Annotated in this window: 10 protein-coding genes; all 10 read left to right on the top strand. The window is 72.7% G+C overall.

What is annotated here, in order from left to right; genetic code table 11:
- The first annotated feature begins 52 nt into the window (after positions 1-52).
- The 10 genes from EKO23_RS15330 (at position 53) to EKO23_RS15285 (ending at position 12,091) form a co-directional block, all read left to right on the top strand.
- Positions 53-265, top strand: a complete 213-nt coding sequence (locus tag EKO23_RS15330) for a hypothetical protein (protein WP_134718819.1) — start codon at positions 53-55, stop codon at positions 263-265.
- A gap of 171 nt (positions 266-436) precedes the next feature.
- Positions 437-1,681, top strand: coding sequence for an MFS transporter (locus EKO23_RS15325; protein ID WP_134718817.1), 1,245 nt, complete (start codon positions 437-439; stop codon positions 1,679-1,681).
- 165 nt (positions 1,682-1,846) lie between these two features.
- Positions 1,847-5,401, top strand: a complete 3,555-nt coding sequence (gene smc / locus EKO23_RS15320) for a chromosome segregation protein SMC (RefSeq protein WP_134718815.1) — start codon at positions 1,847-1,849, stop codon at positions 5,399-5,401.
- A complete protein-coding gene (locus tag EKO23_RS15315; RefSeq protein ID WP_134718813.1) occupies positions 5,401-5,853 on the top strand; it encodes an acyl-CoA thioesterase in 453 nt (150 codons plus the stop codon). The genes smc and EKO23_RS15315 overlap by 1 nt, the downstream gene beginning before the upstream one ends.
- Positions 5,854-5,953: 100 nt before the next feature.
- Positions 5,954-6,145 (top strand): hypothetical protein, encoded by a 192-nt coding sequence (locus tag EKO23_RS15310; RefSeq protein WP_167880500.1) that lies wholly within the window; start codon positions 5,954-5,956, stop codon positions 6,143-6,145.
- A gap of 120 nt (positions 6,146-6,265) precedes the next feature.
- The gene (gene ftsY / locus EKO23_RS15305; RefSeq protein WP_134718809.1) at positions 6,266-7,423 is read left to right on the top strand and encodes a signal recognition particle-docking protein FtsY; all 1,158 of its coding nucleotides are present in this window, start codon (positions 6,266-6,268) and stop codon (positions 7,421-7,423) included.
- Positions 7,424-7,597: 174 nt separating this feature from the next.
- Positions 7,598-8,986: an ammonium transporter gene (locus tag EKO23_RS15300; protein WP_246051105.1), complete on the top strand. Its 1,389-nt coding sequence runs from the start codon at positions 7,598-7,600 to the stop codon at positions 8,984-8,986.
- Entirely contained in the window at positions 8,983-9,321 is a 339-nt protein-coding gene (locus EKO23_RS15295) for a P-II family nitrogen regulator (RefSeq protein ID WP_134718807.1), read from the top strand. Before EKO23_RS15300 ends, EKO23_RS15295 begins: the two co-directional genes overlap by 4 nt.
- A gap of 183 nt (positions 9,322-9,504) precedes the next feature.
- Positions 9,505-9,843: a P-II family nitrogen regulator gene (locus EKO23_RS15290; protein ID WP_134718805.1), complete on the top strand. Its 339-nt coding sequence runs from the start codon at positions 9,505-9,507 to the stop codon at positions 9,841-9,843.
- A gap of 10 nt (positions 9,844-9,853) precedes the next feature.
- Positions 9,854-12,091 carry a [protein-PII] uridylyltransferase gene (locus EKO23_RS15285; protein WP_134718803.1) on the top strand — a complete coding sequence of 746 codons (2,238 nt, stop codon included), beginning with the start codon at positions 9,854-9,856 and terminating at the stop codon, positions 12,089-12,091.
- The last annotated feature ends 102 nt before the right edge of the window (positions 12,092-12,193 follow it).

Raw genomic sequence — 12,193 nt, 5'->3', positions numbered from 1 at the left:
GGTCCGGTCGGAGCCGGACACCCCCTCATTTCCCCATCACGGGAGGCTTTGGATGGCCAAGGCGCTGATCGGCTACATGAACAGCGACCTGCGGAACAACGCACGCGTGACGATCGAGAAGATCGTGGCGGACAACCGTGCACTGCGGGGTCGAGTGGAAGAGCTCGAGGCACTCGTCGTACGTCTCCAGGAGGAGAACGAGACGCTCACCGCAGCGCAGGCGGCAGCGATCCTCGAACCCATGGAGGACATGCAACCCGCCTGACGGCGTGACTGGCACGCACGTGGGCCCGGGGTCCACGTGCGGATGGTCGCGCGTCCCCAGCGGATACCGCCCCGGCGCGTCCCGACGTCGGCACAGGGCGGGGACGCGCCGTCGCCTGTGGTGGCGGAGCCGGGGGAGGGGAAGTAGCGTGCACGTCTTGTGAATCGGGTCATGGAAGCCATCGCGCCCGCGCGGATGGGGCGCAGCTTCCGGTGGCTGCTGGCCTCGTCGTGGACCACCAACATCGGGGACGGGCTCGCCCTCGCGTCCGGGCCGCTGCTGATCGCCTCCCAGACCCACGACCCGTTCCTCGTCGCGCTGGCCGTGCTGCTCCAGCGGCTCCCGTGGCTGCTGTTCGGCCTCCAGGCCGGCGCCCTCGCGGACCGGCTCGACCGCCGGCTCCTCGTGGTGGTCGTCGACGGTGCCCGCGCGGTGGTGCTGGCGGCGCTCGCCTTCACCATCATCACGGGCGCGGTGAGCATCGGTCTGGTCCTGACCACCATGTTCCTGCTCGGCGTCGCAGAGGTGTTCGCGGACACCACGACCGGCACGCTGCTGCCGATGGTCGTCGAGAAGGCCGACCTCGGCATCGGCAACGCCCGGATCATGGCCGGGATGATCACCGCGAACCAGATGGTCGGCCCGCCGATCGGTGCCGCGCTGTTCGCGCTCGGGATGTACTACCCCTTCGTGCTCCAGGCGGTCTGCGTGGCCCTGGGCGCGTTCCTGGTGTCCCGGATGGTCACCCCGCCGCTGCCACCGCCGGCCGAGCCCACCCACATCCGCCAGGACATCCGCGAGGGGTTCCGCTGGACCTGGGGACACGCCCCGGTCCGCACGCTCACGCTCGCGATCGTGACGTTCAACGTGACGTTCGGCGCCGCCTGGTCGGTGCTGGTGCTCTACTCCATCCGGATCCTCGGCATGGGCGAGATCGGCTTCGGCATGCTCACCAGCGTCGGCGCGGTCGGCGGCCTGCTCGGGACCCTCTCCTACGACTGGCTGGAGCGGCACTTCAGCCTGGCCCGGATCATGCGGGTCGGGCTGGTCATCGAGACCCTCACCCACCTCGCGCTCGCCGTGAACACCTCCTTCCTCATCGCTCTCGTGATCATGTTCGTGTTCGGGGCGCACGCGTTCATCTGGGGCACCACCTCGCGAACCGTCCGGATGCGTGCGGTGCCGACCGAGTTCCAGGGGCGGGTCGGCAGTGTCTACCTGGTGGGGGTCTTCGGCGGGCTGGTCGTCGGCAACGCCCTCGGCGGGCTGATCGCCAGCGCGTGGGGCGTGACCGCGCCGTTCTGGTTCGCGTTCATGGGCTCGGCGGTGATCCTGGCGCTGATCTGGCGCGAGCTCGAGCACATCGCGCACGCCGACGAGCAGGTCCTCGCCAGCCAGACGGCGTACGACGGGTGACGGGGCGCGCCGCCGACCGTCACGACGCGTCCCGCGGCCACCTGTCGAGGATGCCGGATCCGGGTCCTCTCCCCGTGTAACCTGACCCGCGCTGACCTTCCCCACGGCGCTCACCGAGAATCGTCGTCCAGCACCGATGACGCCGCCGCCGAGGAGTCCCATCCCGTGTACCTGAAGAGCCTGACCCTCAAGGGGTTCAAGTCCTTCGCGTCCTCGACGACGCTCCAGCTAGAGCCGGGCATCACCTGCATCGTCGGCCCCAACGGCTCCGGCAAGTCCAACGTGGTCGACGCGCTGGCCTGGGTGATGGGCGAGCAGGGCGCCAAGTCGCTGCGCGGCGGCAAGATGGAGGACGTCATCTTCGCCGGCACCTCCGGCCGCCCGCCGCTGGGCCGGGCCGAGGTCCAGCTGACCATCGACAACAGCGACGGCGCGCTCCCGATCGAGTACGCCGAGGTGACGATCAGCCGCACGATGTTCCGCAACGGCGGCTCCGAGTACGCCATCAACGGCAACGCCTGCCGGCTGCTCGACGTCCAGGAGCTCCTCTCCGACTCCGGCATCGGCCGCGAGATGCACGTGATCGTCGGGCAGGGCCAGCTCGACTCGATCCTGCACGCGACCCCCGAGGACCGGCGCGGCTTCATCGAGGAGGCGGCCGGTGTCCTCAAGCACCGCAAGCGCAAGGAGAAGGCGCTCCGCAAGCTGGACTCCACCGAGGGCAACCTGACCCGACTGGGCGACCTGCTCTCCGAGATCCGGCGGCAGCTCAAGCCGCTGGGCCGGCAGGCGGAGGTGGCCCGCAAGGCTGCCACCGTGCAGGCCGACGTGCGCGACGCCCGCGCCCGCCTGCTCGCCGACGACCTGGTGACCGCCCGCACCTCGCTCGAGCAGGAGATGGCCGACGAGTCGATCCTGGTCCAGCGCCGCGAGCAGGTGGAGGCGGAGGTCGCCCGCACCCGCGAGCAGGAGGCGTCGCTGGAGGCCGCCCTGCGCGAGGACCTGCCCGCGCTGGCCAGGGCGCAGGAGACCTGGTTCGCCCTCTCCGGGCTGCGCGAGCGGCTGCGTGGCACCCAGTCGCTGGCCGCCGAGCGGGTCCGCAACGCCGCCGGCACCGCCGAGGACAGCGGCGGCCGTGGCGGCCGCGACCCCGAGGAGCTGGAGGCCGAGGCCGAGCGGGTCCGGGAGCAGGAGGCCCGGATCGCGGCCGAGGTCGAGGCGCAGCGCACCGCCATGGACGACGCGGTCACCGCCCGGAGGAGTGCCGAGGACGCCGCCGCCGAGGAGGACCGTCGCGTGGCCGGGCTGCAGCGCGCGGCGGCCGACCGCCGCGAGGGCCTGGCCCGGCTGCACGGCCAGGTCAACGCGCTCAAGTCCCGCGCCGCCGCGGCCGACGACGAGGTGGGCCGTCTCAGGCAGGCGCGCCAGGACGCACTGGCCCGGCTGGAGCGTGCCCAGCGGGACTTCACCGCCCTCGAGACCAGGGTCGCCGGCCTCGACGCCGGCGAGGAGGGACTCGACGCCGAGCACGAGGCCGCGGTCGCGGTGCTCTCCGACCTCGAGGAGCGCCTGGCCAAGGCCCGCGAGGCCGCCACCCAGGCCGACCGCCAGCGCAGCACGCTGATCGCCCGCAAGGAAGCCCTCGAGATGGGCCTCAACCGCAAGGACGGCGCCGGAGCGCTGCTGGCCGCCTCCGACCAGGTCTCCGGCCTGCTCGGCTCGGTGGCCGCGCTGCTCTCGGTCCGCACCGGCTACGAGGCCGCGATCGCCGGGGCCCTCGGGTCCGCGGCCGACGCGGTCGCCGTCGCCGACGCCGCGGCCGCGCTCGGCGCCATCGAGCACCTCAAGGGCGACGACCTCGGCCGGGCCGGGCTGCTGCTCGGCGGCTCGCCCGCCGCCGACGGCGACTGGCCGGGGCTGCCCGGCCACGCGACGTACGCCGTCGACGTGGTGGAGGCGCCCGACACGGTGCGCCCGGCGCTCACCCGCCTGCTGTTCAAGGTCGCCGTGGTCGACGACCTGCCGGCCGCCCGGTCGCTGGTCGGCGACTTCCCCGACGTCGTCGCGGTCACCCGGGAGGGCGACCTGCTCGGTGCCCACTTCGCCTCCGGAGGATCGTCCGCGCAGCCGTCGCTGATCGAGGTGCAGGCGGCGGTCGACGAGGCCGCCGAGTCGCTCGCCGAGGCCACCGCCGAGGGGGAGCGGCTGACCTTCGAGACCTCGCGGCTGGAGTCCGAGCGGCTCGACGCCCAGAAGCGGGTCGACGTCGCGCTCGCGAAGCTGCACGAGTCCGACGCGACGCTGGCCGCGGTGGCCGAGGAGCTCGGCCAGTACGGCTCGCAGGGGCGGGCCGCCCGCGGCGAGGCCGAGCGGCTGGAGAAGGCGATCGCCACCGCCGAGGAGGCGCACGAGCGAGACCTGGCCGGCCTCGCCGAGCTCGAGTCCCGGCTGGCCACCGCCGAGGACGCCCCCGACGAGGAGCCCGACACCACCGAGCGCGAACGGCTGACCGAGGCCGCGCGCGCCGCCCGGCAGGGTGAGATGGACGCGCGCCTCGCGCTGCGCACCGCCGAGGAGCGGGCTCGCGCGCTGCACGGTCGTGCCGACTCGCTGCTACGGGCCGCCCGCCAGGAGCGCGAGGCTCGGGCCCGTGCCGCCGAGCGCCGCGAGCGGCTGCTCCGCGAGGGCCGGGCCGCCGAGGCCGTCGGTGTCGGCGTCGGCATCGTGCTGGGCCGGCTGGAGGCCTCCATCGGCCAGGCAGCCGCCGCCCGTAGCCGCGTCGAGCAGGCCCGGTCCGGGCGCGAGGCCGACCTGCTCGACGTACGCACGCGGCTGCGCGACCTCGGGCGCGAGCACGACGAGCTGGTCAACTCGGTCCACCGCGACGAGATGGCCCGCACCCAGCAGCGCATGCGGATCGAGCAGCTCGAGGAGCGGGCGCTGGAGGAGCTCGGCCTCGACCCCGACGCGCTGGCCGCCGACTACGGCCCCGACGCGCTGGTGCCGTTCACCGGCGAGGTCGAGGAGGGCGCCGACGAGCCCGAGCCCACGCCGTACGTCCGCGAGGAGCAGGTCAAGCGGCTGCGGGCCGCGGAGCGGGCCCTGACCATGCTGGGCAAGGTCAACCCGCTCGCGCTCGAGGAGTTCTCGGCGATGGAGGAGCGGCACAAGTTCCTCACCGAGCAGCTCGAGGACCTCAAGAAGACCCGGCGCGACCTGCTCGACATCGTGCGCGAGGTCGACGCCCGCGTGGAGCAGGTGTTCACCGAGGCCTGGGAGGACGTCCGGGTCGCCTTCGACCACGTCTTCAAGCGGCTGTTCCCGGGCGGCGAGGGCAAGCTCGTGCTCACCGACCCCTCCGACATGCTGTCGACCGGCGTCGAGGTCGAGGCCCGCCCACCGGGCAAGAAGGTCAAGCGCCTCTCGCTGCTCTCCGGTGGCGAGCGGTCCCTGGTCGCGGTGGCGTTCCTGGTGGCGCTGTTCAAGGCCCGTCCGTCGCCGTTCTACATCCTCGACGAGGTCGAGGCGGCGCTCGACGACACCAACCTGGGCCGCTTGCTGGAGATCTACGAGGAGCTGCGCGAGAACTCCCAGCTGCTCGTGATCACCCACCAGAAGCGGACCATGGAGGTCGGCGACGCGCTGTACGGCGTGACCATGCGCGGCGACGGCGTCTCCGCGGTGATCTCGCAGCGGCTGCGCGACGCGGAGCCGGCGTAGTGCCGGCACCGCGCCCGACCCGCGACGAGTACCCCCACTGGGAGCGGGTCACCACCCGCTGGGCGGACATCGACGTCTACGGGCACATGAACAACGCCCGCTACTTCGAGCTCATCGACACCGTGGTCAACAACCACCTCGCCGAGGCGCTCGGCACCGACGTCCGGGACCTCCCCGCGATCGGCGTGGTGGCCGAGGTCGGCTGCCGCTACTTCGCCGAGATCGGCTACCCCGAGCCGGTCGACCTCGGCGTCGTGGTCGACAAGATCGGCACCTCGTCGGTGGTCTACCGGGTCGGGCTGTTCCAGGGCGACCCGGAGGGCAGCGGAGCCGAGGCCGCGGCCGAGGGCCGGTTCGTGCACGTGTACGTCGACAACACCGACCCGGCCCGCCCGGTCACCCCGATGCCGGCCGAGGTCCGGGCCGCGATCCAGCCGCTGCTGCGCTCCTGAGGCGCTGGCGTCCTGTTACCGGACGCATTCTGGCCCGTTTTGGCAGCGGCCGCCGGATCTGGCAGTCTCGAAGGTGTAGCCGCCCACTGCACTTCTCGAGGTGATTCCCGTGCTGGCCATCGTGCTCACGATGCTGGTCATCCTGCTCCTCGCCGCCGTCGTCGTCGTGTACGTCGCGTACCCGCACCGCGGCGAGGACGTCCCCGGTGCCCCGTGGATGGGCGAGGCGATGACCAGGGCAGTCGACGCGGTCCCCACCCTCGACGAGGACTTCGCCGACAACCGTCGCTGACCCACCGAATCGTCCGAGACGGCGGGCCGGGCCGGGTGACATGGCGGGCGCCGATCGGCCAGGTCCGGTGCGCCGAGCGGCCATTTCTTGCGCGCCGTACCCCTGTGGTGGGATTGGCCCATGGACTTCCTGGGTGACTGGCTCCTCCTGATCATCGCGATCCTGCTGGTCGGCGTGGCCGTCGTGGTCGGGCTGGTCGGCAGCCGGCGCCGCAAGACCGCCCCGCAGCGCGGCACGACGGACGTCATCGCGCCTACCGAGCCCACCGAGGCGCCCGAGGCGCCGCCGGAGGCGGTCGCGGCACCGGAGGCGCCGGTCGAGGTCGAGGAGGCACCGGCGCCGCCGGTGCTCGAGAAGCCGGAGGGTACGGCGAGCCGGCTGGTCCGCCTCCGCCAGCGGCTCTCCCGGTCCCAGAGCGGGCTCGGCAAGGGTCTGCTCGCCCTGCTGTCGCGGGACCGCCTCGACGAGGACACGTGGGAGGACATCGAGGACACGCTGCTCACCGCGGATGTCGGCGTCGCCCCGACGCAGGAGCTGGTCGAGAAGCTGCGCACCCGGCTGCGGGTCGAGGGCGGCGGCTCCGCCTCCCCGCGTGAGGTCCTCCGCGAGGAGCTGGTCAGCCTGGTCGACCCGGCGATGGACCGGCGGCTGGGGATCAGCGGCGACGACGGCAAGCCCGGCGTGGTGCTCGTGGTCGGCGTCAACGGCGCCGGCAAGACCACCACCGTCGGGAAGATCGGCCGCATCCTGGTCGCCGAGGACCGCCGCGCCGTGCTCGGCGCCGCCGACACCTTCCGGGCCGCCGCCGTCGAGCAGCTGGCCACGTGGGGCGAGCGCGTCGGCGTACCCGTGATCCGCGGGCCCGAGGGCTCCGACCCGGCCAGCGTCGCCTTCGAGGCGGTCAAGCAGGGCGTCGACGGCTCGTACGACGTGGTGCTGGTCGACACCGCCGGCCGGCTGCAGAACAAGGCCGGCCTCATGGACGAGCTCGGCAAGGTCAAGCGGGTGATCGAGAAGCAGGCACCGGTGACCGAGGTGCTGCTCGTGCTCGACGCCACCACCGGCCAGAACGGCATGATCCAGGCCCGCGTCTTCTCCGAGGTCGTCGACGTGACCGGCATCGTGCTCACCAAGCTGGACGGCTCGGCCAAGGGCGGGATCGTGGTCGCCGTGCAGCGGGAGCTCGGCGTACCCGTCAAGCTGGTCGGCCTCGGCGAGGGTCCTGACGACCTGGCGCCGTTCGACCCCGAGGCGTTCGTCGACGCGCTGCTCGGCTGAGCGCGCCGTTCACACGGAAGTAACACAAGCCGGGAACTCGTTGCCTGCGCGCAACAAAGCGGCACCGACGTCGAAATGTCGGGCCGCGAGGGTTTCACCAATCGGGTGGGGGGCCGCCTCGACAGAGCCGTCGGCGCGGGTCCACTGCCCCCGTGAAGCCTTTCTGGAGGTCCCGTGTACGACGGCTACTACACCTGGATGCTGGTGTCGGCCTCGCTCGTCCTGTTGATGACAGCGCCCGGTCTGGCCCTGTTCTACGGCGGCATGAGCCGGTCCAAGTCGGTTCTGAACATGATGATGATGTCGTTCAGCGCGCTCGGCGTGGTCGGCATCGTCTACGCGCTGTGGGGCTGGTCCATGACCTACAGCTCGCTCGACTGGGCCGCGGCCGACGCCGAGAACCCCGGCTTCGAGTTCGCGAAGCTCTTCGCCAGCCCGTTCGACCAGTTCGGACTCTCGGACACCCTGCCCGCCAACTACGTCTTCGTGGCGTTCCAGCTGACCTTCGCGGTGATCACCGCGGCCCTGATCAGCGGCGCCATCGCGGATCGCGTGAAGTTCTCCTCGTGGCTGGTCTTCCTGCCGCTGTGGGTCACGCTGTCCTACTTCCCGCTGGCCCACCAGGTCTGGGGCGGTGGCTTCCTGAGCGGCGTCCAGAACGGGCTCGCCGACCTCGTCTTCAGCGGTGACGGTGGTGCCCTGGTGCCGCCGATCGACTACGCCGGCGGCACGGTCGTGCACATCAACGCCGGTGTCGCCGGCCTGGTGCTGGCGCTCCTGATCGGTGTACGCCGGGGCTTCGGCAAGGAGCCGATGAAGCCGCACAACCTGACCCTCACCATGATCGGCGCCGGCCTGCTGTGGTTCGGCTGGTTCGGGTTCAACGTCGGCTCGATCGTCTTCACCTCGGCCGACGAGGACGCGATGCTCGCGCAGTACACCACCGAGACCGGCCTGGTCTGGATCAACACCACGCTGGCCACCTGCGCCGCGATGCTCGGCTGGCTGCTCATCGAGAAGATCCGCGACGGCAAGGGCACCTCGCTCGGTGCCGCGTCCGGTGTGGTGGCCGGCCTGGTCGCGATCACCCCGGCCTGCGGCTCGCTGTCGCCGCTCGGCTCGATGGCGCTCGGCGTGGTCGCAGGTGGCCTCTGCGCCCTGGCGGTCGGCCTGAAGTACCGCTTCGGGTACGACGACTCGCTCGACGTCGTCGGCGTCCACCTGGTCGGCGGCCTCATCGGCACCATCGGCATCGGCTTCCTGTCGACCACCACCGGCCTGCTCTACGGCGAGGGTGTCAAGCAGCTCGTCGTCCAGGTCCTGGTGGCGCTCTACGCGGTGCTCTGGTCCGGAGTGGCCACGCTGATCGTCGGCCTGGCCATCAAGTACACGATGGGCTGGCGCATCGACGAGGAGTCCGAGGTCGAGGGCATCGACTTCGCCGAGCACGGCGAGTCGGCGTACGAGCTCGGCACCCCGACCGGTGCCCGCCGCGGCCTGACCGGCGGCTCGTCGGTCCTGGCCACCGAGTCGTCCACCGAGAAGGAAGGGGCGAGCGCATGAAGCTGGTCACCGCGGTCATCAAGCCGCACAAGTGGGAGGACGTCCGCGAGGCCCTCGAGACCTTCGGTGTGACCGGGATGACGGTCAGCGAGGTCAGCGGCTACGGCCGGCAGAAGGGCCACACCGAGGTCTACCGCGGCGCGGAGTACGACATCGCGCTGGTGCCCAAGATCCGGATCGAGATCGTCATCGACGACGGTGACGTCGAGGACGTCGTCGGGATCGTCGTGAAGACGGCGCAGACCGGACGGATCGGCGACGGCAAGGTCTGGGTCAGCCCGGTCGAGACCGTGGTCCGCGTCCGCACCGGCGACCGCGACGAAGCGGCGCTCTGACCACCACCCTCCGGTGCCCGGCCCGCACGCCGGGCCGGGCACCGGAGGACCACCCCGCCGTCCCCGGACGGCGGGGTGATTGCTGCCCGCCCCGGGTGGCGCCGCCGGTCCCGCGGCCGCGCGGCGGACAATGAGACACGACGTACGGCGGGACGCTCCCGCCCGGTCCCGAGGAGGACGCCGATGAAGCTGGTCACCGCAGTGGTCAAGCCGCACAAGTGGGAGGACGTCCGGGTCGCCCTGGAGACGATCGGCGTGACCGGGATGACGGTCAGCGAGGTCAGCGGCTACGGCCGCCAGAAGGGGCACACCGAGGTCTACCGCGGCGCGGAGTACGACATCGCGCTGGTGCCCAAGGTGCGCCTCGAGATCGCGCTCGACGACGCCGACGTGGACACCGTAGTCTCGACGATCGTCAGCTCCGCCCAGACCGGGCGGATCGGCGACGGCAAGGTCTGGGTGACTCCCGTGGAGTCCGTGGTCCGGGTGCGCACCGGCGAGCGCGACGAGTCGGCGATCTGAGGGGTTCGTCGTGACGGCGCACGAACGCCAGGCTCGGGCCACCGCGGCGGACGCGCTGTGCGCGGGCGCGTACGACGACCACGGCGGCACCGACACCGGCACCGCGCTGGTGGCCGTCGGGGGGTACGGCCGCTCTGAGCTCGCGCCGTACTCCGACCTCGACGTGGTGCTGGTCCACGACGACGCGGTCGACCCCGGTCCGCTGGCGGAGAAGGTGTGGTACCCGCTGTGGGACTCCGGCGCCAACCTCGACCACGCGGTCCGGTCGTTCACCGAGACCGTGGCCGCCGCGCGCGAGGACCTGCGGGTCGCGCTCGGCCTGCTCGACACCCGCCACCTCGCCGGCGACCCCAGCCTGACCCTCCGGCTGCGGACCACGATGCTCGCCGAGTGGCGCCGCGACGCCCGGCACCGGCTGCCGGAGCTGAAGGCGCTGGTGCGGCAGCGGCACGACCTGATGGGTGAGCTCGCCCACGCCTCGGTGCCCGACGTCAAGGAGGCGCAGGGTGGGCTGCGCGACGCGACCGTGCTCAAGGCGTTGGTGGCGACCTGGCTGGTCGACGCCCCGCACACCGAGCTCGAGCGGGCCCGGCGGTCGTTGCTCGACGTCCGCGACCTGGTGCAGGGGATCGCGGGGCGGTCCAGTGACCGGATCGGGCCGGAGGCCTGGGCGCCGCTCGCCGACGGACTCGGCCTGGCCGACGACGTGGCCGCCCAGGTCCACGTGCGCGAGCTCGGTCGACGGATCACGCACATCTCCCGGCTCACCTGGCGCCGCGTCGACGCGGTGCTGGCCCGACCGACCGGGGTCCGGCCCCGTCGGCCCGACCTCGCGCCGGTTGCACCCGGGATCGCGCTGTCCTCCGGCGAGGTCGTGCTCACACGCAGTGCCCGCCCGGAGTCCGACCCGCTGATGCTGCTCCGTGCCGCGGCCGAGGCCGCCGAGCGTGACGCGGTGCTGGCCCCGGCCACCAGCGCCCGGCTGGTACGGGAGTGCCCGCCGCTGCCGGAGCCGTGGCCGGACGAGGCCCGGCAGCTGTTCGTGCGCCTGCTGGCCGCCGGCCGCGGGCTGCTCGAGGTCTGGGAGACGCTGGAGGAGACCGGCGGCCTGGAGCGGCTGCTGCCCGAGTGGGACCGCATCCGGATGCTGCCGCACGCCTCGGCCATCCACCGGTTCACCGTGGACCGGCACGTCGTCGAGACCTGCATCGAGGCGTCCGCGCTGATCCGCCACGTCGCGCGCGCCGACGTACTCATGGTGGCGGCGCTGCTGCACGACGTGGGCAAGGGCGAGCTCACCGAGCACAGCGTGGCGGGGGAGCCGATCGCCCGCGACATCGCCATCCGGATGGGCTTCGGGCCGCACGAGACCGACCTCATCGGCACGCTCGTACGTCGCCACCTGCTGCTGTCGGAGGTCGCGGCCACCCGGGACCCCGAGGACCCGGCGACCGTGGAGTCGGTGGCCTCGCGGCTCGGTTCGGTCGAGGTGCTCGACCTGCTGCTCGCGCTCACGGAGGCGGACGCCAAGGCCGCTTCGACGAAGGCCTGGTCCTCCTGGCGGGCCGGGCTGGTCCGCCAGCTGGCGGCTCGGTGTCGGGTCGCGCTCGGCACCGACGCCGGGCCGGACGGCACGGAGACCGAGCAGGAGGTGCCGGTGCCGGTGTCCGTCCTCGAGGACCCGAAGGCGGTGGCGGTGTCCGTCGACGAGGCGCCCGACGGTGCCCGGGTGACCGTGATCTCCGGTGACCGGGTCGGCCTGCTCGCCGACGCTGCGGCGATGCTGGCGCTGCAGCGGGTGCCGGTGCGCGCGGCCCGGGCCTGGACCCAGGACGGGATCGGCGTCTCCGTGTGGGAGGTCGGTGACCAGCACCTCGACGAGGCGGTGCTGCGGCAACGGCTCCAGGCGATCGTCGAGGGACGCGTGGATGCCCGCGGACGTCTGTCGCGCCCGTCCGCGGCCCGGCTGGAGCCGACCGTCGCGGTCCGCCCGGAGGCCTCGCGGTCCGCGACGGTCCTGGAGGTGCGCATGGACGACCGCCCCGGCGTCGTCCACCTGGTCTGCGCCGCGCTGGCCGACCTCGAGATCTCGGTCCGTTCCGCCCACGTGTCCACGCTCGGACCGCAGGCCGTCGACGTGTTCTACGTCCAGGAGGCAGACGCCGGGGCGTTGGGGGAGCGGCGGGCGGCCGAGGCGGCCCACGCCGTCCGGGATGCATTGCTGGCGACCGTCGAGTCGTCCGGCTGATCGTCGGGCCGATCGTCGGGCTGACGGAGAAATACCTGCCTCGGGGTGGTCCCTTACCGGCGAGTAGCAGACAGGATGACCGAGGCGCCCCCTCTGACGGGG

This window comes from Nocardioides guangzhouensis, assembly GCF_004519545.1.
GTDB lineage: Bacteria > Actinomycetota > Actinomycetes > Propionibacteriales > Nocardioidaceae > Nocardioides > Nocardioides guangzhouensis.
The sequence above is the reverse complement of the archived record's forward strand: the minus strand, read 5'-3'. Positions and strand labels throughout refer to the sequence as shown.

Excerpts from the sequence above, each read along its gene's own strand:
- EKO23_RS15330 (WP_134718819.1), top strand. The coding sequence starts at position 53 with ATGGCCAAGGCGCTGATCGGCTACATGAACAGCGACCTGCGGAACAAC.
- EKO23_RS15325 (WP_134718817.1), top strand. The coding sequence starts at position 437 with ATGGAAGCCATCGCGCCCGCGCGGATGGGGCGCAGCTTCCGGTGGCTG.
- ftsY (WP_134718809.1), top strand. The coding sequence starts at position 6,266 with ATGGACTTCCTGGGTGACTGGCTCCTCCTGATCATCGCGATCCTGCTG.
- EKO23_RS15295 (WP_134718807.1), top strand. The coding sequence starts at position 8,983 with ATGAAGCTGGTCACCGCGGTCATCAAGCCGCACAAGTGGGAGGACGTC.
- EKO23_RS15290 (WP_134718805.1), top strand. The coding sequence starts at position 9,505 with ATGAAGCTGGTCACCGCAGTGGTCAAGCCGCACAAGTGGGAGGACGTC.